The 25202-nt window shown below is 69.6% G+C and carries 11 protein-coding genes; 10 read left to right on the forward strand and 1 reads right to left on the reverse strand.

Annotated features, from left to right (window positions below; genetic code table 11):
- The first annotated feature begins 315 nt into the window (after positions 1 to 315).
- The 3 genes from ACIHA7_RS36450 (at position 316) to ACIHA7_RS36460 (ending at position 2678) form a co-directional block, all read left to right on the forward strand.
- A complete protein-coding gene (locus ACIHA7_RS36450) occupies positions 316 to 525 on the forward strand; it encodes a hypothetical protein (RefSeq protein WP_397296096.1) in 210 nt (69 codons plus the stop codon).
- Entirely contained in the window at positions 522 to 1274 is a 753-nt protein-coding gene (locus ACIHA7_RS36455; RefSeq protein ID WP_397296098.1) for a hypothetical protein, read from the forward strand. The genes ACIHA7_RS36450 and ACIHA7_RS36455 overlap by 4 nt, the downstream gene beginning before the upstream one ends.
- Positions 1275 to 1691: 417 nt before the next feature.
- Positions 1692 to 2678 carry an endonuclease/exonuclease/phosphatase family protein gene (locus tag ACIHA7_RS36460; RefSeq protein ID WP_397296100.1) on the forward strand — a complete coding sequence of 329 codons (987 nt, stop codon included), beginning with the start codon at positions 1692 to 1694 and terminating at the stop codon, positions 2676 to 2678.
- Between the two features lie 4 nt (positions 2679 to 2682).
- On the opposite strand, the gene ACIHA7_RS36465 is transcribed toward ACIHA7_RS36460, so the two are convergent.
- On the reverse strand, positions 2683 to 4095 hold the full coding sequence (locus ACIHA7_RS36465) for an MDR family MFS transporter (RefSeq protein WP_397296101.1): 1413 nt from the start codon (positions 4093 to 4095) through the stop codon (positions 2683 to 2685).
- Positions 4096 to 4807: 712 nt separating this feature from the next.
- Here ACIHA7_RS36465 and ACIHA7_RS36470 point away from each other — a divergent pair.
- Genes ACIHA7_RS36470 through ACIHA7_RS36500 form a run of 7 tightly spaced genes read left to right on the forward strand, consistent with a single transcriptional unit; the run spans position 4808 to position 25201 of the window.
- Positions 4808 to 5569 (forward strand): type II CAAX prenyl endopeptidase Rce1 family protein, encoded by a 762-nt coding sequence (locus ACIHA7_RS36470; protein ID WP_397296103.1) that lies wholly within the window; start codon positions 4808 to 4810, stop codon positions 5567 to 5569.
- A 16-nt stretch (positions 5570 to 5585) separates the two neighbouring features.
- Positions 5586 to 8894: a type I polyketide synthase gene (locus ACIHA7_RS36475; RefSeq protein WP_397296105.1), complete on the forward strand. Its 3309-nt coding sequence runs from the start codon at positions 5586 to 5588 to the stop codon at positions 8892 to 8894.
- Positions 8878 to 13884, forward strand: coding sequence for a condensation domain-containing protein (locus tag ACIHA7_RS36480; protein ID WP_397296106.1), 5007 nt, complete (start codon positions 8878 to 8880; stop codon positions 13882 to 13884). Before ACIHA7_RS36475 ends, ACIHA7_RS36480 begins: the two co-directional genes overlap by 17 nt.
- Entirely contained in the window at positions 13881 to 16850 is a 2970-nt protein-coding gene (locus ACIHA7_RS36485; protein WP_397296108.1) for a type I polyketide synthase, read from the forward strand. The genes ACIHA7_RS36480 and ACIHA7_RS36485 overlap by 4 nt, the downstream gene beginning before the upstream one ends.
- Positions 16843 to 22482 (forward strand): amino acid adenylation domain-containing protein, encoded by a 5640-nt coding sequence (locus tag ACIHA7_RS36490; protein ID WP_397296110.1) that lies wholly within the window; start codon positions 16843 to 16845, stop codon positions 22480 to 22482. Before ACIHA7_RS36485 ends, ACIHA7_RS36490 begins: the two co-directional genes overlap by 8 nt.
- Positions 22479 to 24245: a fatty acyl-AMP ligase gene (locus tag ACIHA7_RS36495; protein ID WP_397296111.1), complete on the forward strand. Its 1767-nt coding sequence runs from the start codon at positions 22479 to 22481 to the stop codon at positions 24243 to 24245. The genes ACIHA7_RS36490 and ACIHA7_RS36495 overlap by 4 nt, the downstream gene beginning before the upstream one ends.
- On the forward strand, positions 24242 to 25201 hold the full coding sequence (locus tag ACIHA7_RS36500) for a hypothetical protein (RefSeq protein WP_397296113.1): 960 nt from the start codon (positions 24242 to 24244) through the stop codon (positions 25199 to 25201). The genes ACIHA7_RS36495 and ACIHA7_RS36500 overlap by 4 nt, the downstream gene beginning before the upstream one ends.
- Position 25202 lies beyond the last annotated feature (1 nt).

Below are 25202 nucleotides of genomic sequence, written 5' to 3' on the forward strand. Positions count from 1 at the left end.
TGAACTGAAGGATCATGGCCGCGAAAGTGGCTGTGCCGAGCGCGGTCGCGAGCGCGCCGAGCGCGAGCCCGGCAGGCTCGGGCCGCCAGGTGAGCGCGAAGCCGATGGTGCCGAGCAGAGGCGCGTATCGCGCCGCGGCGGCTGCGGTGCGGCAGGCTACGCCGGCGTCTCTGTTGCGCAGGCGCGGCTCGGTGGTGATCATGGCTTTGCACGCGGCATGCAGCCCTCGGCACAGTAGCGTTGCGTGCGACGAGCCGGGCCAGGAAGTGTGGTCGGGGGCGATTCGGTGCTGGGTCGAGCGGCGGAGGCAGGAACATGACAACCAAGACGTTGGCGGAGTTGGTGCCGGGCGAACTACCCGCTGGGATCGCCGGGCTGGCGCCGGAGGTGCAGGCCGAACTCGCCACCGTGGTTGTCGAAGCCAGGCGTAAGCAGGCGACCGACTTGGAGACCGCCGCTTATTCACTACTGGATTTCGTGCCTCGGTTCCTGCGCGGCGCGGTCAAGAAGGCGGCGGGGCTGTGACCGATGCGGCGGGCGCTCAGCTGATCAAGCTCGCCCGCACCCTCGGCGTGCCCGTCGATCGGCTCGACTACCTCGCCGACGTCCCCGCGACGGACCTCAGAGAGTTCCGTTTCCAGGTCGCCGACCTACTGTTCGAAAGCCAGTCCGGCGGGCTGCGCAAGGTCGCCGCCGCGGCCAAGGTGATCCCCGCTCCGATCATCGCCAAGCTGGTCGGCCGCCACCGCAACGCGCTGCTCGCGGCACGGATGGCGAGTGTGCTGGAGCCCTCGCACGCGGTCGACGTCGCCAAGCGCCTGCCCGTCGACTTCCTCGCCGAGGTCGCACCGCTGCTCGACGCGCGCCGCTGCGCCTACCTCATCGCCGACCTACCCACCGACACCATCGTCGCCGTCGGCACACTCCTTGCCCGCCACCAGGATTGGATCACCCTCGGCGACCTGATGGCCGTCATCTCCGACGACGCAGCGCGCGCCGCCCAAGCCGTCCTCGACGGCACCGCCCTGCTGCACGCGGCCTACCTCGCCGACGACGCCGAACACCTGACCCGCCTGATCGCCTTGGTTTCCGAGGTGAAGCTGGCCGAAATGCTGCGCGCCGCCGCCGAACACGACCTCTGGGACGAGTACCGCAGCACCCTCGACGGCCTACCCGACCCGGCCCTCGCCACGGTCCGCGCCGCAGCCGACCAACTCCCACCCGACCTCCGCGACCGCGCCCGCGCCGAAATCGCCGACCGCCGCCCCACCTGACCACCGGAGCCCGCACCCTTACCCAGCACCAGCACCCCTTCGCGGGATCGGCACCGACTGTGAGCACCCAGAGCCGGTGCAAGTCCCGGGAGCGGGTGCGAGTCCTGGGAGCGGGTGCGAGTCCCGGGAGCGGGTGCGAGTTCCGGGAGCGGGTGCAGGTCCCGAGAGTCGATGCGGCCCCGAGAGTCGATGCGGCCCCGAGAAACGCTGCAGGCTCGAGAAACGGTGCGGCTGTCGCGCGAAGCGATGCGAGACCGGCTGGCGGCCCCACTCGCAGTGTGCCGCCCCTAGGTACCGTTGATCATGAACCCACCGAGGGCGGGGATTTTCAGGTAGTCGACTACGCACCTGCCGCCCGCCCGGCAGGACGAGAATAGAACTGTTGGAATCGTCGGGGCCCTGATGAGGATGTGTGCCATGGTCACCCTTCGTATCGCGACGTTCAATCTGGAAAACTTCGACGAGACGCCGAACCCGACACCGTTCGAGCCGACCCTCGCCGACCGCATCGCGGTGATGCGGCCCCAGATCGATCGCCTCCGCGCGGACGTCCTGTGCCTGCAGGAGGTGAACGGCCAGGAGCGCCCCGGCCAACCGCGATCGCTGCTCGCCCTTGCCGAACTGCTCCAGGGCACCGCACTGGCCGGCCGCGCTGTCGCCTCGACGGAGAAGGCCAACGGCGAGGTGTTCGACGAACGCAATCTCGCGGTGGTCAGCGCCCTGCCGGTCACCGCCCGCGCCCAACTGCTCAACGATCTCGTCGCCGCCCCGGTCTACCAGGTGCTGACCGCGAATCCCCCTGCGCTGCAACCACAGTCGATCGGCATCGAACGCCCGATCCTGCACGTGGAACTCGACCTGCTCGGCGCACCGCTGCACGTGATCGTGGTCCATCTGAAGTCGAAACTGCCCACCGACATCGCAGGTCAGAAGCTGGACCGTTTCACCTGGCGCGACGCGGGCGCGGCGGCCGAGGGGTCGTTCCTGTCCGACATGAAACGGATGAGTCAGGCGGTGGAGGTCCGGCGCTTGGTCGACCAGATCCTCGACCGGGACCAGGACGCCCGCATCGTGGTGGCGGGCGACTTCAACTCCACCACCGACGAGGTGCCGCTGGTCGCGATCCTCGGCAATGTCGAGGACACCGGCAACGGCGCGCTGGCAGGCCGCGTGCTGGTACCGCTGGAGAGCACCGTCCCCGAATCCGCCCGCTATTCGCTGTTCCATCACGGCACCGGCTACATGCTGGACCACCTGCTGGTCACCCGCAATCTGCTGGCGCACTACCGCGGCACGGAGATTCACAACGAGCTGCTGCACGACGAGTCCGCCGACTTCGCGACGGACAAGAAGTTCCCCGAGTCCGATCACGCACCGGTGGTCGCGACCTTCGAGTTCGCCTGAAGCGCTAACCGACGACGGTCTTCCGGCTCGGCATGCACGCCGCGGCCAGCACCATCACACCCGCCATCACCGCCACCGTGATGAAGACCAGATGCACCGCCGACGACAGGATCGCGGGCACCGGATGATCGGTGTCGCCGACCCGCGCGTTCACGATCGCGCCGAAGACCGCGACACCCACCGCGCTGCCGATCGAGCGCGCGAACATATTGGCCGAGGTCACCACGCCCCGCTCGGTCCAGTCCGCACTCGTCTGCGCCGCGATGAGGGTGGGCGTGGCAACCAGACCCATCCCGACACCGATCACGAAGCACGACCCGGCGACCTGCCACAGCGTCGAATCCTCGGTGATCAGCAGGGTTGTCGCGGCACCGACGGTCGCCAGTCCGCTGCCGATCAGCGCCGTCGACCGGAACCCGATGCGCAGGTACACCTTTCCCGCCTGGGACGCGGCGATCGGCCAGCCGAGGGTGAGCGCGCCGACGGTGAGTCCGGCGACGAGTGCGCCGGTGCCGAGCACGCCCTGCGTGAAAGTCGGTACGTAGGTGGTCAAGCCGACCAGGATGGCCCCGACCAGCACCGAGACCAGGCTGCTCGCGATCACCACCCGCCGGGTGAATACCCACAGCGGCAGAATAGGATTGGCCGCCCGCCGCTCGACCAGACCGAACACCCCGAGCAACACCGCGCCGCCCGCGAAGATGCCGATGCTCGTGGGGGAGTCCCAGGCCCAGGCCTGGCCACCCTCGAGCAACCCGAGGATCAAAGCACCCGCGCCGATGGTCAACAGCGCGGCACCGAGATAGTCCACCTGCTGCTTGCGCCGCGGCGCGCTCTCGGTGAACTTGCGCAGCAGCATCCACGCGGCCACCGCCGAGAGCGGCAGGTTGATCAGGAAGATCCAGCGCCAGCTGAGGTAGTCGGCGAAGACACCGCCGAGCAGCGGCCCAGCCACCGACGACATGGCCCACACGCTCGCGAGGTATCCCTGCACCTTGGCCCGCTCGGTCAGCGTGTAGAGGTCACTCGCGATGGTCATCGTCATCGGCTGGATCGCGCCCGCGCCGATGCCCTGCACCGCCCGGAAGATGATCAGCCCGAGCATGCTGGTCGCCAGCCCGCACAGCAGCGAGCCGAGCGCGAACACCGCGATCCCGAACATCAGGACGGGCTTACGCCCGACCGTGTCGGCGAGCTTGCCGTAGATCGGCACGGTGACCGCCTGCGCCAGCAGGTAGATGGAGAAGAGCCAGGGGAACTGGGCGAAGCCGCCGAGTGTGCTGGTGATGGTCAGCACCGCGGTGGCGATGATGGTGGAGTCCAAGGCCACCAGCCCGGTCGACAGCATCAGCGCGCCGAGGATGGCACCCCGCTCCGATCGGAAGCCGACGGACGATGCCACTGTCTCGGTCGCCACGCGCGCGGCCCCTTTCGTTCACTCGACTAACCATCATCACGAACGTATCGCTGTGCCAGCTATTCCCGCGTGGAATTTTCCCACTCCTCGGGACCGGCGAACGGCGGCCACCCTGCGGAAGGCGGTCGCGGCCACCCTGCGGCCACGTCTGTCGGTGTTGTACTGCCGTACATACCGTGTTGGACTACCGCACATCTCCGGCAAACAATTGGCAATCAAATTGGCGTGACGCGCTGTTCCGTCGAACGGAGCCGAATGTTGCCGGTAGTTGAATGCACCGCGGTGAATGGTTAACGACATTTGTCCGACCAGGTGAAATCGGGCGAAAAAACGGCGCGAATAGGACGTTCCACCCCTGCCGCATGCGGAGGTCCTTACTCCGTATAAATCCGGTGTCTCAGCTCACAGGCGCTTCCAGGTGGAAGCTGTAGACAGTCATCTCAGTACGGTTGTACTGTCTGCCGATGTGTTCAGGACGACGCTGTAGGCAGGTGGTGTTAACGCTCAGGCAGTAGAGCTTTTCACCGATGTTTTCTCGGCATCCGAATGAATCGTTGTCCTAAGCGTGAGGGCGTGGACGACCCCAGTCCATTAAATCTAGATACCGACCCGACCGGATAGTGAACGGGGCCTCCCGATGGAAATCTTCTGCATAATTCTGCTTGTCTATCTCATCTTCGCGGAGCCATTCTTCGAGATATTCTCGGTCCGCGTGTTCACGCGCGAATTCGGTGTGCGATCCGACGCGCGCGTGCGCCTGTACCAGGGCGGCGTCTTCCGGACCTGGGCCACGCTCGCGGTCATCCTCGTGGCGTTCGCGGTGAGCGGCACCCCGGTGCACGAGCTCGGGCTCACCCACTTCGACTTCACCGTCTTCCGTGGCTTCTCGCTCGCGGAGAAGATCATCAGCCTGGCCATCGTCACCATCTATGTGTCGTATCTGTTTGGCCCCGTGCTGATTCCGCTGCTCGGCGGCCGGCGCGGCAAGGACTGGATCGCTAGCAAGATCGAGTACGTCGTCTTCATCACGCCGGAGACCTCCATCGAGCGGTTCTGGTGGCTGGCGAACTCCTTCAGCACGCCCGCCGAGGAGGTCGTCTACCGCGGCTTCACCATCTACGCTGTCGCGCTGCTCTGGCCGGACCTGCCGTTCTGGATCCTGATCATCGTCGCCGGTGGCGTCATCGATGGTCTGCGGCACGGGTTCCGTCCTGCCGTCTCCGCCCAGGTGATATTCGGCGGCGTCGCGCTGGCGCTCACCTACAAATTGACCGGTGCGATCTGGCCGACCATCGCGGTGAAGCTCTTCCACGACCTGCGCGTGCTGGCATTCCCGCTGGCTCAGGCTCGCCGGAATCTGGCCGCACGTGGATTGTCCGAAATTCCTGGGAAAACCCTGAGTGACCACAATGTCCCCGCCGTCGCGGACAATACTGAAAATTCAGTGGAGCCACGTACTTCTGTTTCTACGTAGTAGGGATAGTGCTTAAATGTCTGCAGAAATGGCCCGTCGGACGGCCGACGAGATCAGTTTGTTTCTCACCGAAACGCTCGGCGATCTACTCGATATCGCCACCGATGATGTCGCGCTGAGTGAGCCTTTCTCGAGTTTCGGGCTCACCTCGGCGGTAGCGCTGGTATTCGTGGGTCGGATTTCCACCTGGATGGGTAAACCACTCCCGCCGGACCTGCCCTGGGAGTATCCGACCGTGCACGCCCTGGCCGAGGGGCTCGCGGCGGTCCAGGACAGCGCCGAACCGGCGGCGCCGGATGCCACGGATCGGGAGCCCGAAGTCGGGGGGCGCCCGGTGCGGGACAACGCGGCGCAGGAGCCGGTGGCCATCATCGGCATCGGCTGCTCGTTCCCCGGCGTGCGCGGACCCGAGCAACTGTGGGAAACCCTGTGGCACGGCCGGGAATTGGTCGGCGAAGCGCCTGCGGCCCGGCACGACTGGCCGCCCACCGGTGGCGCGCGTGGTGAGCGCCGTCGCGCGTGGTTCGGCGCCTTCCTCGAGGATCCGTACGCGTTCGACGCCAACTACTTCGGCATCGGTGACGCCGAGGCCGCCGCGATGGACCCGCAGCATCGGCTGCTCGCGGAGACCGTTGCCGACGCTTTCGAGGACGCGGGCGTGCCGGTGGAACGGCTGGCAGGCACCTCGACCGGCACCTTCGTCGGCATCACCGCGGGCGACTACGCCAGGGGCATGGGCGAGGCCGCCGAGTCCGGGATGCCGATCGCCGCCGTCACCGGCAATGCCAGCAGCATCGCGGCAAACCGCCTGTCCTACCTCTACGACCTGCGCGGCCCGAGCGTCAGCGTGGACACCGCCTGCTCGTCGTCGCTGGTGGCTCTGCACATGGCGCTGCGCAGCCTGCACGACGGTGACTGCGATGTCGCAGTGGTCGGCGGCGTCAACATGACCCTCGACCCGCGGGTCACCGAGTCGCTGGCCGACGCGGGCATGATGGCCGCCGACGGTCGATGCAAGACCTTCGACGAGCGCGCCGACGGATATGTCCGCGGCGAGGGCAGTGCCGCGGTCGTGCTGAAGCCGCTCGCGCAGGCCGAGCAGGATGGCGATCGCGTGTACGCGGTGCTGCTCGGCTCGGCGATCAATCAGGACGGCCGCACCAACGGGTTGACCGCGCCCAGCTACCAGTCCCAGGTCGACGTGCTGCGGCGCGCCTACCGACGGGCCGGCGTGCACCCCGGCGACGTGCAGTACGTCGAGGCGCACGGCACCGGCACCATCCTCGGCGACGCCATCGAGGCGCGCGCACTGGGCGCTGTCTTCGGCGAAAACCGCGGTAGCGGAGACAAATTCCTCGTCGGTTCGGCCAAGACGGTGGTCGGCCATCTGGAGGCCGCCGCGGGCATTACCGGACTGGTGAAGACCGCCTTGGCGCTGCATCACGGGCAGGTGCCCGCGAATCTGAACTTCGAATCACCGAGCAAGCACATCGCTTTCGACGATCTTCCGTTCGACGTGCCCGCGGCGAACCAGGATTGGCCGGACCATCGTGGGCGCGCGCTGGCGGGCGTGAGCTCCTTCGGCTTCGGCGGCACCAATGCGCACGCCGTCCTGACCGGACCACCCGCGCAGGCGGCACGCCCCTCGGCTCCGGCAACCGAAAAGCCCTACCTGGTCGGCATCTCCGGCCGCAGCGAGCAATCCACGCTCGACCTGGTCGACAGTTGGATCGACATGCTGCGCGACGGAACTGCCGCCCCGATCGCCGAACTGGCGCAGACCTCGACCGCGCGCCGGGCCCAGCATCCGTTCCGGGTGGCCGTCGTCGCGCGGGACCACACGGACCTGGCCGAGCAGCTCACCGCCGTCTCCGGCGGTTCGCTGCCGCTCGGCGCCGCCGCGGGCCGGGTGCCGCGCAGTGGGCCCGGCAAGGTGGGCTTCGTCTTCACCGGCCAGGGCAACCAGTGGGTCGGCATGGGACGCAAGCTGATTCGGCATCAGCCGGTGTTCCGGGACGCCCTGCTCGCGGTCGATCGCGAGTTGCGCGTCGAGCTCGGCTGGTCCACCTTCGCCGTGCTCGACCGGGGCCGGGACGAGGAGGCGCTCGCCGACACCGGCACGGCGCAGCCGGTGCTGTTCGCGCTCCAGGTCGCCCTTGCGGCGCTGTGGCAGTCGTGGGGGATCACCCCCGCCGCCGTGGTGGGGCACAGCGTCGGCGAGGTCGCCGCCGCACACGTCAGCGGCGCGATCGATCTGCGTACCGCGGCACAGATCATCGCGGCCAGGGCCACCGCGACCGCGCGCCTGCGCGACAACGGCTGCATGGCCGTGGTGAACCTGCCCGCCACGGAACTCGAACTGCCGCAACGGGTTTACCTCGCGGGCACCAATGGACCGAAGTGGACGCTGATCTCGGGCAACACGAGCGCCGTCGACGGTTTCCTCGCCCGGCTGGACAGCGAACAGGTGATGACCCGCCGCCTGCCCGGCCGCTACGCCTTCCACTCGCCGCTGATGCGCGACTGCCTGCCGGAGTTCGCGGCGGACATGCCGTGCATCCAACCCGGCGAGGGCAGCATCCCGTTCTTCTCGACGGTCACCGGCGGCCGGATCGACGGCGCGCACCTGAACGGCCTCTACTGGACCGACCAGGTGGTGCGCCCGGTGCGGTTCGCGGAGGCGGTCGGCGCGATGATCGACGCCAACATCGGCTCGTTCCTCGAGATCGGCCCGCACCCCGCGCTCAACGGCATGCTGAAAAGCCTGCTCCGCCACCATGATCGGGCCGGGGTCGCGGTGCCGTCGCTGGTCCGCGACGTGGACGACCTCTCGGTGATGCTGGCCGCCCTCGGCGAACTGCATGTCCGCGGCCACGAGGTGCGCTGGGCGGGCGTGGACGCGGTGCGGCGACCGCAGGCGCGGTTGCCGCTGTATCCGTTCGAGCGCAAGTCGTACCGGATCGTCGCCGGCATGCCGAGTGTCGAGGCTGCCCCGGTGTCGCGTGCGACGACGGATCTGTTCACCGCCGACGTCGACTACGTCGCCCCACGGACCGAGTACGAGCAGGTGGTCGCCGAGATGTGGGCCGAGCTGCTCGGACTCGAGCAGGTCGGCGTGTTCGAGAACTTCTTCCGCATCGGCGGGCATTCGCTGGCCGCCACCCAGTTCGTCCGCAGACTCCGCGAACTCTTCGAGATCGAGTTCGCGCTCCGGCGCATGTTGCAGGAGCCGACCGTGGCCCAGGTGGCCGCGGCGCTGGAGGAGCTGATGGTCGAACAGGCCGATGCCGCCCTTTTGGAGAGCGATCATGAACTCACCGGCTAGCAGCCTGGCGCTGGCGCGCCTGCGGGAACGCCGCGCCGCGGGCATCTCCACCACCACCGTTCCGCTGCGCGAGGGCGCGGGGCCGTTCCCGGTGACCCCCGCCCAGCGCGGCATCTGGCTGCACGAGCAGCTGGCCGGTCACGCAGCGATCTACCATGTGCCGCTTGGTATTCGGATCACCGGACCGCTCGATGTCGCGGCGCTGCGCGCCGCCGCCGACGCGGTGACCCACCAGCAGCACGCCTTCCGCACGGTCTTCAAGGAGACGCCGGAGGGCCTGCGGGCCGAGGTCGTCGAGGTGGCGGGTGCCGACTGGCAGACGCCCGATCTGCGCCTGGTGCCCGCGAAAGCGCGGGCGGCGGCGGTCGATCAGCTGCTCGAATCCCTCGCAGGCGCACCGTTCGACCTGGCGGAACGGCCGCCGGTGCGGTGGGCGCTGATCCGGCTGGCCGAGCAGGAATGGATCCTCGCGGTCGTCGCGCACCACCTCGTGCTGGACGGATTGTCGATCGCGCTGCTGATCGATCAGCTGTGGGCGGCCTACGGCGCCGCCCGGCAGCACGCGCCGAGCATCCTGCCCGTCCCGCCGCGGCAGTACGCCGACTACGCGGTGTGGAGCGCCGAACATGGCGCGCCCGCAACGCAAGCGGCGGCGGTCGAACGCCGGGCCGCGCTGTTGCGCGGCGCCCCGCCGCTGGATCTGTCCCTCGGTCGCCGCCCGCGGCGCGTCGGCAACACCGGTGCGCGGGTGGAGACTTCGTTCCCCCGTGCGGTGACCGACGCGGTGCGCGCCTGTGCGGCAGCCAACAGCGTGCCACCGTTCGTGTTCCTGTTGGCCTGCTATGAGCTGACTTTGGCGCAGCGCACCGACCGGCGTGACTTCTGCGTCGGCATCCCGATGGCCGCCCGCCCGTACGCCGAGCTCGCGAAAACCATCGGGCACTTCGTCAATACCGTCCCGGTCCGCGCCGATCTCGCGGCCGGACAGACCTTCCGCGAGCTGCTGCACCGCACCCGCGACACCGCGATGGCGGCCTACGACGACGAGACCGTCCCGTTCGAGCAGATCGTCGAGGCCATCGGCGGACCGTGGGATCCGGCCTTCAGCCCGGTCTTTCAGACGCTGTTCGTGCAGCAGGTGCTCGAGCGCCCCGACCTGAGCGAGTGGGGCCTGACCGTCGACTGGCACACCATCGACACCGGCGCCACCCTCTACGACCTGGTCATGCACGTCGCCGAGACGGGCTCGGAGCTGGTCTGCCATCTGACCTACAACGCCAGGTTGCTCAGCGCGACGGCCGCGGCCGACCTGGCGCAGGACTTCCTGACCCTCGCCGCGGCGGCGGCCGCCGCACCGGAGACGCCGGTCGACGACCTGCTCGCCGCCCTGCCGGTGCGCGAGTACCCGATGGACGACGATGCCGCCGAGCCGGATTCGGCCGACGCCGCGGAGATCGCCTTCGAAGCCCCCATCGGCGAGCGGGAAACCCGCCTCGCTGCCCTCTGGGCACAGGCGCTCGAGCGCGCCGACATCGGCCGCCACGACGACTTCTTCCTGCTCGGCGGCACCTCGCTCGCGGCAACCCGGGTGATCTCGCAGATCCTCGATGAGTTCGGCGTGAGTATCTCGCTGCGCGAACTTTTCGAGAGCCCGACGATCGTGACGGCCGCCCGGCTGATCGAAGCGGCGTCCGCGCAACAGGATTCGCTGCCACCGCTGCACGCCGCGCCACGCACGGACGGTGAGCTGCTCGCGGTGTCCTACGCCCAGGAGCGCCTGTGGTTCCTGGAGACCCTGGATCCCGGCAACGCGACCTACATCATGCCCGGCGGCCTGCGGCTGCGCGGCGAGCTCGACGTCGCCGCCGTGGAGCAGGCGCTGGCACTGGTGGAACAGCGGCACGAGGTGCTGCGCAGCGTGTATCGGATCACCGAGGACGGTCAGCTGCGTCAGGTGGTCCGTCCGTATTCACCTCGGCCACTGGAGTTCACGGATGTCAGCACGTTGCCACCCGAGCAGCGCGGCGACGCCGAGGCCGAGCTCGCGGCCGGTGTCTACCGTGCGCCGTTCGACCTGGCCGAGGGCCCGGTCTGGCGCTACCACCTGATCAAGTCGGCGCCGGACGAATACCTGCTGGCCATCGCGCTGCATCACATCGTGTGCGACGGCTGGTCCGTTGCCGTGCTGAGCCAAGAGGTTTCGGCACACTACCGCGCCGCGGTCGCCGGCGTGGCCGCGCCGCTGCCACCGCTGGTGGTGCAGTACGCGGACTACGCGGCCTGGCAGCGCGGCAATGCCGACCGGCTCGACGGGCAACTGGAGTTCTGGCGGACCGAACTGGCCGACCCGACGGTCACCGAGATCCCCGGCGACCGGCCACGTCCGGCCCGGCGCACCTCCCGCGGCGCGGTCGAGCGGCTCGCCCTCGACCCGCGGGTGATGGCCGAGGTCAGGGCGCTCGCGGCCCGCAGCGGCGTCACCACCTTCGCGGTGCTGCTCGCCGCCTTCTACGCGATGCTGCATCGCTATACCCGCCAACAGGATCTGATCGTGGCCTCGCCGATCGCGGGACGCACCCGGTCGGCCGTGGAGCCACTGGTCGGCTGCTTCCTCAACACCGTGGCCCTGCGGACCGAGGTCGACCCGCAGGAGTCCTTCACCGCACTGGTGGCCCGCGTCGGCAAGACAGTCCTGTCCGCACATGCCAACCAGGACTTGCCTTTCGAGAAGGTCATCGAGGCGATGGTGCCGACCAGGGACATGAGCCGCACCCCGCTGGCCCAGGTCATGTTCAACTACTTGAACACCCCGCCACCGTCGCTCGACATGACCGACCTCGACGTCGAACTCGTCGACGCGCCACGCACGACGGCGAAGATGGACTTCGATCTCACCGTCGACGAGACCGACGGCCCGACCAAGCTGACCCTGGAATACAGCGCCGATCTCTACGACGCGGCGACCGCCGTTCGGGCACTGCGGCATTACGCGACCGCCCTCGCCGCCATCGCGGCCGAACCCGATCAGCGCATCGGTGCGATCGGCCTGGACGACCCGAACGAGGTTGTCGCCGAGGCGGTCTGGGCACTGCCGGGTATCGCGATGGTGCCCGAGGCGCAGCCGGGCGAGCTGCTGATCGACCGGCTGGACACCGTGATCGATCTGCGCGGCAGCGCCCCGGCCTTGCGGGCGGGGGAGCGCAGCACGAGCTTCGCCGAACTCGACGCGATCACCGCGGCCATCGCCAAGCGGCTCATCGGCGCCGGGCTCGACGGCAGCCGCGTCGCGCTGCTCTACGACCACACGCCGGAGAGTTTCGTCGCGGTCTGGGCGGCCCTGCGCGCGGGCGTCGCCTACGTCCCGCTCGACCCGCGCGCACCGCAGGCCCGGCTGGTGGAGATCATGGAGGAGGCGGATGTCTCCGCGCTGCTGTGCGATCCGTCGCTGGCCGAGCTCGCCCGTTCGATCGCCGGCGGGGCGCACGTCTTCCCGGTCTCCGGACGTACCGAGCCCGACCCGGGCGTGCGCGCCACCAACGACCTGTCGACCTGGGCGAAGTCCCACATCAGCGCCGACGATCTCGCCTACATCCTGCACACGTCCGGCTCGACCGGCCGCCCGAAAGGTGTGGCGCAGAGCCGCGGCAACGCGCTGGCCCACGCGGTCACCTACGCGCGGCGGCTGCGCATCGGACCCGACGACGTCGTGGCCGCGCCTGCCCGCTACACCTTCGACGCGGGCGTGCTGAACTCGTTCGGCGCCGCGGTGGCCGGCGCCGAGCTGTACGTGATCGACCCGCATCTGTTCGGGCCGGCGGGCCTGCGCGCGGAGATCGAACGCGCCGGGGTCACCGTGCTGCACTGCACCCCAACACTTTTCCGCTACCTGCTCAGCGACACCGACGGGCCGTGGGTGCCCGCCGAGCTGCGATTGGTCGCGCTCGGTGGCGAGGAGGTGGTCCGCGGCGACGTCGTCGACTTCGGCAAGCACTTCGCACCGGCCTGCCGGCTGGTGAGCCTGTACGGGCCGTCCGAATGCTCGGTCGCCTTGCAGCACATCATTTCTCCCGAGGACGCGGACCGCGCCGGGGTGCCGATCGGGCACCCGGTCGAGGGTGTCGAGGTGGAGCTGGTCGACGAAAGTGGCCGCCCCACCGAGGTGTACGGCGAGATCGCACTGCGCAGCTCGCACGTGGCCATCGGCTACTGGCACCGGCCGGAACTCACCGAGCGGGTCTTCGGTATAGGCCCGGACGGGATTCCGTATTACCGGACCGGTGACCTGGCGCGGCGGCTGCCCGACGGCACGCTGGTGTTCGTCGGCCGCAAGGATCGGCAGGTCAAGATTCGCGGCCACCGGGTCGAGCCGGGCGAGGCCGAGACGTTCCTGCGGTCGCACCCGACGGTCGGCGAGGCCGCGGTGGTGCTCGACGCCGAGGCCGACGTGCCGCGGCTGGTCGCCTACCTGACGCAGGACGGCCCGTTGGAGCCCGACTACCTCGAACTGTCGGCCTACCTGCGGACCCGGTTGCCGGACTACATGATTCCGTCGGCCTACATGGTCCTCGACAACCTGCCGCGCGGCCTCACCGGCAAGCTCGACCGCGCGAAACTGCCGAAGATCGCGCCCGCCGCGGCACCGGTGTTCACCCCGCCGGGTACCGAGCTGGAGCGCATCGTCGCCGAGGTGTGGGCGCAGGTGCTCGACCGCGAGGTCGGCCTCGGGCAGAACTTTTTCGACCTCGGCGGTCATTCGCTGGCGCTGGCCAGGGTGCGTGGCCTGCTCGAGCGCCGCCTCGGCGTGGAGCTGGCGATGACCGACCTGTTCGCCGCGCCGACCGTCGACGGGTTGGCGAAGTCGCTGGCCGGTCGGGCGGCCCCGCAGGACGACACGGACCGGGGACAGGACCGGCGCGCGGCCGCGGCCCGCCGCCGGGCACACCGCCAGACCACCGAGACCAGGCCCGACAGCGTTGGGAGCCAGCGATGACCCACGACGACAGCGAGTTCCGGGTTGCGGTGATCGGCATGGCGTGCCGATTCCCGGACGCGGACACCGTCACCGAGTACTGGCACAACCTGTGCGAGGGCCGCGAATCGGTGCGCCCGCTCGCGCAGGCGGCCATGCCCGCCGACCCGCCCCCGGGTTATGTGCACGCGGGCGCGCTACTCGCCGACGCCGACAAGTTCGACGCGGAGTTCTTCGAGATGACCCCGCGCGAAGCCCAACTCACCGATCCGCAGCATCGCCTGTTCATGCTGTGCGCGTGGGAGGCCCTCGAGGACGCCGGGCACATCGCGGCCGAAAATCCCACGCCGGTCGGTGTTTTCGCGGGTGCGGGCATCAGCACCTATCTGCTGCGCAACCTGGTCGGGCACGCGAGCGTGTTCCAGAGCCCAAGCTCGCAGCTGCACGCGTTGCATGGCAACGCCTCCGACTATATGGCCACCAAGGTGTCCTACAAGCTGAACCTGACCGGTCCGAGCGTTGCCGTGCAGACCGCCTGTTCCACCTCGCTGGTCGCCGTGCACCAGGCCGCGCAGGCGCTGCTCGACTTCCAGTGCGACGTGGCGCTGGCGGGCGGGGCGAGTGTGCAGGTGCCGCAGGAGGCCGGGTACATCTACGAGGAGGGTTCGATCCTCTCGCCGGACGGTCACTGCCGGGCGTTCGACGCCGACGCGGCCGGCACCGTCTTCGGTTCGGGTGTCGGCGTTGTCGTGTTGAAGCGGCTCGCCGACGCGATCGCCGACGGCGACCACATCCACGCCGTCATTCTCGGCTCCGCGGTGAACAACGACGGAGCCAACAAGATCGGTTACACCGCTCCCGGCATCGCGGGCCAGCGCGCCGTCATCCGGGAAGCGTTGTCGGCGGCGGGCATCGGCGCCGACACCATCGGCTACGTCGAGGCGCACGGCACCGGAACCACACTCGGCGACCCGATCGAGGTGTCGGCGTTGAGCGCGGCGTATCGCGAGCACACCGACGCGACGCAGTATTGCGCACTCGGCTCGGTGAAAGCCAATGTCGGCCACCTCAATTCGGCGGGCGGCGTCGCGGGTTTCATCAAGGCGGTGCTGGCCGTGCGTGAGGGCCGTATCCCGGCCAGCCTGCACTACACCCGGCCGAATCCCGAGATCGATTTCGCGGCAAGCCCGTTCTTCGTCAATACCGAACTGCGTACCTGGTCCGACGGCGTGCGCCGGGCAGGCGTCAGCGCGTTCGGTATCGGCGGCACCAACGCCCATGTGATCGTGGAGCAGCCGCCGACGCGGAAACCCGCCACCGGGCAACCCGGACCGCGCGCACTGCTCATCTCGGGTCGCACCCCGCAGGATGCCGACCGCATCGCAGCCCGGCTCGCCGAACACCTGAGCTACAACGACGCCGAACTTGCTTCCGTCGCACATACTTTGGCGCACGGCCGCCGCACTTTTCCCCATCGCCGCATGGTCGTGGCGAGCACGACCGCAGCGGCAGCGGCCGCGCTCGGTAAGCCCGCGGCGGGCGAGGCCAAACCGTCCCCGGCGCTCGCCTGGCTTTTCCCCGGCCAGGGTGTCGCGCTCGGCACCGCCGTCCTCGAACTCGCCGCGAGCGTCCGGCACTTCGGCGACCGCTTCCGCGAATGCGCGGACCTGCTGCGCGAGCGCACCGGCTTCGACCTCGCGGCTGCGGTACGCGACGGCGACGGCACCGAACAGACCCAGGTCGCCTTGTTCGCGGTCGAGTACGCGCTGGCCGGCATGTGGCGCGAGCTCGGCGCCGAACCACGGGAACTGCTCGGCCACAGTCTCGGCGAGCTGGTCTGCGCCACGCTCGCAGGCGTCTTCGAACTGTCCGACGCGCTGGCCCTGGTGGTCGAGCGGGGCCGGATCATGGCGTCGGCACCGCCCGGCGGCATGCTCGCCGTCTCCAAAGGCGCCGACGTGATCGCGGCTCGCCTGCCGGAGGACGTGTGGCTCGCCGCCGACAACTCCGCCACTCGCTGCGTCGTCGCCGGCGCCGCGGCACCGCTGTTCCGTTTGGCCGGTGAACTGTCGGAGCAGGGCGTGCCGAGCTCGCTGCTGCCTGTCGGGCACGCGTTCCACACGCCGCTCATGGACGAGGCCGCGGCTCGCTTCGCGGAGCTCGTGCGCGGCGTGCCACGCCAGGCCCCTCGGGTCCCGTTCTGGTCCAACGTCACCGGTGCGCCGATCACCGCCGAGCAGGCGGTGGACCCGGCCTACTGGGGCAGGCAGATGACCAGTACGGTGCGCTTCCGGGAGGCCGCCGTCGGCGTGGTTCGGCGCAACCCAGGGACGGTCGCGCTGGAGGTCGGCCCGGGTAAGTCGCTGGTCTCGTTCCTGCGCACGGCCGATCGAGCGGCGGCGACGGTCGGCAGCCTCGGCACGGGATCGGGCGAGACCGCGATCGTGGACGCGGCGGCACGACTCTGGTTGTCCGGTGTCACGGTCGATTTCGACGCCATCTACGGCGGCGAGACACCGACCACCGTCAGCTTGCCGACGTATCCCTTTGCCCTGAAACGCTATTGGGTCGACCCGCCGGAAGCCGTACCGACTCGGCGCTTCGAGACCGAGCGCCCCGCCCCGGCGGCGGCGGTGGTGGCCGATGACGCCGCGGCAGACGACGAGGACGACTTCGTGGTCTCGGTACGCAACCGAGTCGTCTCGGTGTGGTGCGCGGCGCTCGGCGTCGACCAGATCGGCGACGACGCGAATTTCTTCGAGGCGGGTGGCGATTCGCTGCTCGCGGTGCACGTGGCGACCCAGCTGCGGGCCATCTTCCCGTTGGAACTCGCCCTCGGCGAGCTGTTCGCCGCGCCGACGGCGGCGGGGATGGCCGACACCATCGCCGCGCATCTGATGCAGCGGTTGGACGAGCTGTCCGACAGCGAGGTCGAGCAACTGCTCGCGCAGCCGGGGGCGGCCGAAGAACGGAGCAACAATGCCTGAACTCGTCGATTCGGGAGCGTCGCGCCGTGCGTTGCTGCGCCGCTGGGCCGCCGGTGGCACGCCGCGGGCCGGTATCCCGCGCCGCCCCGATCCGACTGCCGCCGCGCCGCTTTCGGCCGCCCAGCAGCGGATCTGGTTCCTGGAGCAGCTGTTCCCGGATCGGGCGACCTACACCATGCCGCTGGCGCTGCGCCTGCGCGGCCACCTCGACACAGCTGCCTTGCAGGGCGCGCTGTCGCTGGTGGTGGCCAGGCACGAGTCGCTGCGCACCAGCATCGAAGTGCGCGACGGTGTTCCGGTGCAGGTGGTGGGGCCGGTGGCGCCGCTGCCGATGACCATGGTCTCCCCGTCGCAGCTGGATCCGCGCCGACCGCTCGCCGACGCGATCGCGCAGGTGGAGCAGTTCAGCCGGACCGTGTTCGACCTGTCCGGTCGGCTGGTCGAGGTGCTGCTGGTGCGGTTGAGCGAGGACGATTCGATCTTCGCGGTCGCGATGCACCACATCATCTCCGACGGCTGGTCGCTCGGTGTCTTCGCCACCGAGCTGATGTCGGCCTACGCCGATCTGACCGCGGGCAGGCACCAGCCCGAACTGCCCGTTCTGCCACTGCAATACCCGGACTACGCGACGTGGCTCCATGACCTCGCCCAGCAGGACAAGTTCGGGGCCGACCTCGACTACTGGCGCGGCGTGCTCGGCGACGAACCGCCGCTGGTGACGTTCCACCCCGACCGACCGCGTGCGCTCGAGCCGGAAAACCGCGGTGCCAGAGTGCCGTTCACCATTCCGGCACCGGTGCTGTCGGGGCTGCGGCGGCTGGCCGACGAGGTCAGGGTCAACGATCGCCCCGCCACCTTGTTCATCGCGCTGATGGCGGGATTCAAAGCGCTGCTTCGCTATTACACCGGCGCGGAGGACATCACCGTCGGCACGCCGATCGCGGGCCGCAACCGACCCGAGATCGAGCCGCTCATCGGGTTCTTCGTCAACGCGCTCGCCTTAAGGACGGACCTGTCCGGTGCGCCGACGTTCCGCGAGCTGCTCGCCAGGGAACAGCGCGTCGTCTTCGACGCGTTCGACCACCAGGAGGCGCCGTTCGACCTCGTCGTCGAGCATGTGCGGCCCGACCGGGAGCTCAGCCACTCGCCGCTTTTCCGCACGGCCGTCGTGCTCCAGAACACCGCGCTACCGGAACTCGCGATCCCCGGCCTCAGCGCCGAGTACGTCGAAGTCCATTCGGGCACCACCAAATTCGACGTGCTGGTCACCCTGCGCCAGGTCGGCGCGGAACTGGTCGGTGCCTTCGAATACGACGTCGACCTGTACGACGAGCCCACCGTCGCCGCCATCGCCCGGCATTTCGTCGCCCTGCTCACCGCCGTTGTCGCCGAGCCCGACACCGCGCTGCCCGAGCTGGACTTCCTCGAGCCGGACGAGCGCGAGCGCGCGCTGGCCGCGGCATTGCCCCGCGAGCTTGCCACCCGGCCCGCCAGGACGCTGCCCGAACTCTTCGCGGCCCAGGCCATCCGGACCCCCGACGCGGTGGCGCTCACCTTCGGCGACAGCGCGCTGAGCTACGCCGAGCTGGCGGCCGCCGCCGATCGGCTGGCCCAGCGCCTGCACGCCCGCGGCGTCGGCCGCGGCTCGTTCGTCGGCATTCACCTCGAGCGGTCCGCCGAGGTGGTCGTCGCGATCCTCGCGGTGCTGCGGGCCGGCGCCGCCTACGTGCCGCTCGACCCGATGTACCCGGCCGACCGGATCGAGTTCATGATCGCCGATTCCGGTGCGCGACTGGTGATCAGCCACAGCTCGCTGGTCTCGGCGGCGCGATCGGAGCCCGAGCTGCTGCTCATCGACGAGTCGCCGGACGAGATCGTGCCTGGCCTGCCATTGGCGACGGCCGAACCGGACGACCCGTGCTACGTGATCTATACGTCGGGCTCGACCGGCGTCCCCAAGGGCGTTGTCATCGAGCACGCGAACGTGGTTCGCCTGTTCGCCACCACCAGGCGCTGGTACGACTTCGGCCCGCAGGACGTGTGGACGATGTTCCACTCGTACTCCTTCGACTTCGCCGTCTGGGAGATGTGGGGCGCGCTGCTCTACGGCGGCCGGTTGGTCGTGGTCCCCGGCTCGGTCAGCCGGTCCACCGCGGAGTTCGCGGAACTGCTCGCGCGCGAACAGGTCACGGTGCTCAATCAGACCCCGTCGGCGTTCACCCAGCTGCTGCGTGCGCTGGAGAACACGCCGGGCACGGAGCTCTCGGTGCGCTGGGTGATCTTCGGTGGCGAAGCGCTCGATCTGTCCACGCTCACACCATGGTTCGACCGCTACGGCGAGTCCGCGCGGCTGGTGAATATGTACGGCATCACCGAGACGACCGTGCACGTCACCTATCGTGAGCTCACCCGCGCGGATGTGGTGTCGGCGGCGGGCAGCCTGATCGGTGTTCCGCTGCCCGATCTCGGCGTGCTGATCGTCGATCCGGCGGGCAGGCCGGTGCCCGATGGCGTCGCGGGGGAGATGCTCGTCTGCGGTCCCGGTGTCGGGCGCGGCTACCTGAACCGCGACGAACTCACCGCCGAGCGCTTCGTGGAAAGCTCCGTGCTCGGCGGGCGTCGGGTCTACCGGACCGGTGATCTCGCCCGCCGCAGGGCCGACGGCGACCTCGAGTACCTCGGCCGGATCGATCAGCAGGTCAAGGTGCGTGGCTTCCGCATCGAACTCGGCGAGATCGAAGCCGCGATCACGGCGCACCCCGGTGTCGACCAGTCGGTGGTGCTCGCGCGCAAGGACACCGGCGGAAACGTCTCCCTGGTCGCCTATTTCACCCCCGGCGACGCGGCCGCCGACGCGGCCGAGGCGGAACAGGATCAGGTCGCGAACTGGCAGATCGTCTTCAACAGCACCTACCGCCAAGGCCACGACGGTGCCGCCGATTTCGATATCTCCGGCTGGAACGACTCCTACACCAACGCCGCCATCCCCGAGGAGCACATGCGGGAATGGGTCGAGGCCACCGTCGCCGCGGTGCGGACCCTCGCACCGCAGCGCGTCCTCGAAATAGGCTGCGGCACCGGCCTGCTGCTGTCCCGGCTCGCGCCGCAGTGCGCGGTCTACGACGCCACCGACGTCTCCGCCTCGGCCATCGAGAACGTGCGGACCAAGATCGTGGCGGGCAACCGGGATCTGGAGCACGTCCGGCTGGACCTGTGCGCCGCCGACGAGCTGCCCTACGACGTCGCGGGCCCGTACGACGTCATCCTGATCAACTCGGTGGTGCAGTACTTCCCCAGCGCCGACTATCTGACCAGGGTGCTGGACTCGGTGGCAGGCCTGCTCGCACCCGAGGGCGTGCTGTTCGTGGGCGACGTGCGTGATCTGACCCTCAGCGAGTCGTTCCACGCGACCGTCGAGGCGACCAACGCGCCGTCCGCCGGTGCCGCCGAGCTCGCGCCCGCCGTGCGCGCGGCGCTCGAGCGAGATGCCGAATTGGTGATCGCGCCACGGTATTTCGAGGAGTTCGTGGCCGCGCATCCGACGCTGACCGGCTCCCGGATCCGGCTCAAGCGCGGCAACTACCTCAACGAGATGTCCCGATTCCGCTACGACGCGGTGCTGTACGCGGGCGAGCGCGGGCTACCGGTGCGCCCGAAACTGCTCGACGCCGCGACAACCCCGCAGCAGCTGGCGGACCTGCTCGAGCGCGACCGCCCCGCGGCGGTGCTGATCGCCGACGTCCTCGACGCACGGGTGGCCGGCCCGTTGGCGGTGGTCGCCGAGCTGCAGCGCGGCCGGGCCGGTGCGGCCCAGATCCGTGCCGCCCTCGCCGATTCCGGCGGCGTGAGCCCGGAGGACTATCTGGCCCTCGCCGATCGGCTGCCGTACCGCTTCGAGGCGTTACGTCGCCCCGGTGGCCGCTACGACGTCGTGGTGACCGGCTGGGATGTCGCCTTGCCGTCCATTCCGGCGGCCCGCGACGCCGAATGGCCGGACGATTTGATCATCTCGGATCCGTTGCGCGTCAAGGCGCGTGACGATCTGGTGGTCGATGTGCGTGCGCACCTGGCGCGTCGCCTACCACAGCACATGGTGCCCGCCGCGGTGCTCGTGCTCGACGAATTCCCGTTGACCACCAACGGAAAACTGGATCGTCGCGCACTGCCCGCTCCGGTGCTGCGCCGCAACACCCTGGAGTACGAGCCGCCGCGCACCCCGCTCGAACAGCGGGTCGCGGGCGTCTTCGCGCACGTCCTCGGCATCCCGCGGGTGGGCCGCGAAGACAACTTCTTCGACCTCGGCGGCCACTCATTGCTGGCCGCGCAGCTGATCCTGCGGCTGAAACAGACCTTCGGCGAGGACATTCCGCTCGGCTCGCTGTTCGCCAGGCCGACCGTGGCCGGTGTGGTGGCCCTGCTCGCCGGGGAGACTGCGGCGGAGGAAGCGATCGACCTCGAGGCCGAGGTGGCCACGGCGATCGAGACGTGGCCCGCCGCACCGTGGACCACCGCACCGCCGAGCACGGGCGAGGTGCTGCTCACCGGCGCGACCGGCTTCGTCGGCGCCTTCCTGCTCCATGAATTGCTGGCACGCACCGACTCCCGCGTGCACTGCCTGGTGCGGGCGGACAGCAAAGAAGCGGGGCTGGCGCGGCTGGCCGCCACCTTCGACAGCTACGAACTGCCCCGCGCGGACTTCGACCGGGTGATACCGGTCCTCGGCGACCTGGCCGAGCCGCGACTCGGATTGTCGGAGAAGCAGTTCCTGCTGCTGGGCCGCACCATCGACGCGATCTACCACAACGGCGCGCAGGTGAACTTCGCGCTGCCGTACCGGGTGCTGGCGGCGGCCAACATCCAGGGCACCCAGGAACTCATCACCCTGGCCCGAACCTGTGGCGCTCCACTGCATTTCGTGTCCTCGCTGTATGTGCTCGGCCCTGGCGACGCGGTCGATGGCCGGGTCACGGCACCGCTGCCCGCCCAGGACCCCACCCAGCTGTCGCTGGGCTATCTGCAGAGCAAATGGGTGGCGGAGCGGCTGGTCACCGAGGCGGGCGAACGCGGCCTGCCGGTGAGCGTGTTCCGGCTCGGCCGCATCGGCGGTGACAGCCGCACCGGTGCCTGCCAGACCAGTGACTTCTTCTGGCTGCTGGTCAAGGCCAGCCAGGAGGTCGGTCTCGCGCCGGAGGTGGACTTCGCCGTCGACCTGGCCCCCGCCGACTTCACCGGCGCGGCCATGGTCGAACTGGCCCGCGACGCCGCACCGGGCATTCACATCTACCACCTGCGCAACCCGCGGCCGTGCGGCTTCACCGACGCGATCGGCTGGCTGCGCGAAAGCGGTTGGCCGGTGCGCCTGGTCGCCCTCGACCAGTGGCGCGACGCGATCGCCGCGCACGCCGCGAGCGCTGGCCCTGGTTCGGCGTCCTTCAGCGTGCTGAGCCTGTTGAGCGCAGGCGGCGGGCTCACCCCGCTGCTCGAGTTCGACGTCGACCAGGCCGTCACCGCACTGGATCGGGTCGGCGTGCAATGCCCGCCGGTCTCCCGTGACCTGTTCATCCGCTACCTGGATTACTTCCGCAAGGTCGGCTTCCTCGCCGCGCCGTCACCACAGGAGGTCGGAGTATGACCACAACACTGCTCACCGGGGGCGCGCTCGAGTACGACACCTTGGTGCGCGCGCTGACGAACCAGGCCGCGCGGCGACCGGACCGGGTCGCCTACAGCTTCCTGCACTACCCGGACTCGTCGTCCCAGCATGGCGAGACCGAGTCGCTGACCTACGCCGAGATCGACCGTGCGGCACGGGCATACGCCGCGACCCTGCTCCAGGTCGCGCGCCCCGGCGACCGCGCGGTGCTGCTCCTACCGCCGGGCCTCGAGTACGTGAAGGCGTTCTTCGGCTGCCTCTACGCCGGGATCATCGCGGTGCCGCTGTACCCGCCGAGCGCGCACAACTCCAACGGACGCATCGACGCGGTCTGTGTCGACGCCGACCCGGCCTGCCTGGTGACCACCGACGGTGCGCTGACGAATGTGACCGCCTGGCTGGACAATTCGCCCACCGACACCACCCGCCTCATCGTGACCACCGGCGAGGTGGACGAGAAGCTGGCGATCGACTGGGAGCCCGTGCTGGTGGACCGCGAGCAGATCGCGCTGCTGCAATACACATCCGGCTCCACCCGCACGCCCGCCGGGGTGATGGTGCCGCATCGTGGACTGCTGGACAACGCCAGGCAGGTCTACGAAATGATGTACCACGTCGGCATCGCCGCCGACGAGGAGGTCGGTTTCGTCAGCTGGCTGCCGCTGTTCCACGACATGGGCCTGATGGTCGGCGTGATCATGCCGATCATCAACGGCCACGGCGTGGTGCAGATGTCGCCGACGTCGTTCCTGCGCAGACCGCAGCGCTGGCTGCAGGCGATCAGCGACCACCCAGCGCAGGTCTTCGCGGCCTCGCCGAACGTCGGCTACGAGCTGTGCGCCGAACGCATCGGACCCAAGGAGCTTGAAGGCATCGACCTGAGCCGCTGGCGGTATGCCCTCTCCGGCGCGGAGCCGGTGCGGGTGAGCACCATCGAGAAGTTCCATGCCGCCTTCGCCGACCACGGACTGGCCCGCTCGAGCCTGATCGCCGGGTACGGGCTGGCGGAGTCGACCCTGATCGTGTCGGTGAACTGGCGAACCCAGTCCGGCGTACAGACACTCACGGTGGACCGCGACGCGCTCGCGTCGGGTCAGGTGGTGGTCGCGCGGGACGGCGCCGACATCGTCAGCGGCGGTGCGGCGGCACCGGGCACCACCATCCAGATCGTGGACCCGGAGACCAGGGAGCCGCTGCCCGAGGACCGGCTCGGCGAGATCTGGGTCGCGGGCCCGGCCGTCTGCACCGGGTACTACAACCGGCCGGCGGAGACCGAACACACCTTCCGTGGCGAACTCGCGCCGCGCGACGGCAAGTACTACCTGCGCACCGGCGACATCGGCTTCCTGCACGACGGCGAGGTCTATCCGACCACCCGGCTCAAGGACCTGATCATCATCGACGGCCGCAACTACTACCCGCCGGACCTGGAGGACGCCGCCGAGCAGGCCCACCCCCTGGTGCTGCCCGGTCGCTGCTCGGCGTTCTCCGTCGAGGTCGGCGTGCAGGAGAAGATCGTGGTGCTCATCGAGGCCAGGATCCCCGCCGACGACCAAGCCACCGCACAGGAACTGCGAAACGCGGTGCGCGAGGCCATCTTCACCATTCACGACGTCGGCGTGCACGAGGTGGTGCTGCTCGGCCCCGGCGCGATTCCGCGCACGTCGAGCGGCAAGATCCAGCGTTCGGCCTCGCGCACCGCCTACCTCGACGGCACGCTTCGCCTGCCGGGTGCCAAATGACCACCGCCCTCGCCCCACACGGCGACAAGCTGACCTGCTTCACCGCGGCGTTGGCCAGCGCACTCGTGGCCCGCGGCGAAACCCGGTGGTGGCGGCCGCTGCTCGCGGGCGGCCCGACGCTCGCGGTGAGCCCCGCCGAGGACGACCTGCTGCTGTTCGAGCACGACGCGACCCCGCCGCTGCCCGCGCTCGGCCTGCGGGTGAACGGCACGGACGACTGGGCCACGGCCTATCACGCGCTCGAAGAGCAAGTGGCCGAGCGCGGCTCGGTGGTCCTGCTCGCCGACATCTTCCACCTGCCGTGGCAGCACGGTTACCAGCGCTGGCATGCCCCGCACTGGCTGGCCATCGTCGAGACCCTCGACGGCTGGGTGGTGGAAGATCCGCTGACGATGACGACCGAGCTCGGCAAGCAAGCCGGACAACGGGTTCCGGTGCTCTCGGCGGCGGAACTGCGCGACTGGGCCGTGGGTCTCGGCGCGGACGACACCGTCGCACTGCTGCGGGAGCGGGCGATGGCAGGCTCCAACGCGATTCATGCGGGCCGGACCTACCGGTGGCTCGAATCCCACCCGGTCGCGCCACTGTCGCCACGCGAGGACCGCCTCGTCGGCGGCGACGCACTGGTGGCACTGGCCAGCCGTTACCAGTTCGCCGCGGCACCCGACGATTTCACCCAGCTCGACGATCTGTGGCAGGCGTTGCGTCAGCGTGAGCTCCTGCTGTGGGCCGCCGATCTCGATCCCGAACTGCTCGACGCCGACGGTCGCGACCACTGGGAACGCGCGGTGACCCACTGGCGCACACTGCCGCCGCTGCTGATGCACGCCCGGATGCGCGCCGCCGCGGGCCGCACCGTGCACACCGCGCACATCGCCGAAACCCTGCTGGCACTGGCCGAGTTCGAGGGCAAGCACCTGGCCTTCGCGCACCGTCCCCGCACGGCGGGGGAGTAGC

Origin of the sequence: Nocardia sp. NPDC052316, from assembly GCF_044547795.1 — a bacterium.
Lineage (GTDB): Bacteria > Actinomycetota > Actinomycetes > Mycobacteriales > Mycobacteriaceae > Nocardia.

Coding starts and splice junctions, on each gene's coding strand:
- ACIHA7_RS36500 (WP_397296113.1), top strand. CDS start 24,242: ATGACCACCGCCCTCGCCCCACACGGCGACAAGCTGACCTGCTTCACC.
- ACIHA7_RS36485 (WP_397296108.1), top strand. CDS start 13,881: ATGACCCACGACGACAGCGAGTTCCGGGTTGCGGTGATCGGCATGGCG.
- ACIHA7_RS36495 (WP_397296111.1), top strand. CDS start 22,479: ATGACCACAACACTGCTCACCGGGGGCGCGCTCGAGTACGACACCTTG.
- ACIHA7_RS36480 (WP_397296106.1), top strand. CDS start 8,878: ATGAACTCACCGGCTAGCAGCCTGGCGCTGGCGCGCCTGCGGGAACGC.
- ACIHA7_RS36490 (WP_397296110.1), top strand. CDS start 16,843: ATGCCTGAACTCGTCGATTCGGGAGCGTCGCGCCGTGCGTTGCTGCGC.
- ACIHA7_RS36450 (WP_397296096.1), top strand. CDS start 316: ATGACAACCAAGACGTTGGCGGAGTTGGTGCCGGGCGAACTACCCGCT.
- ACIHA7_RS36475 (WP_397296105.1), top strand. CDS start 5,586: ATGTCTGCAGAAATGGCCCGTCGGACGGCCGACGAGATCAGTTTGTTT.
- ACIHA7_RS36460 (WP_397296100.1), top strand. CDS start 1,692: ATGGTCACCCTTCGTATCGCGACGTTCAATCTGGAAAACTTCGACGAG.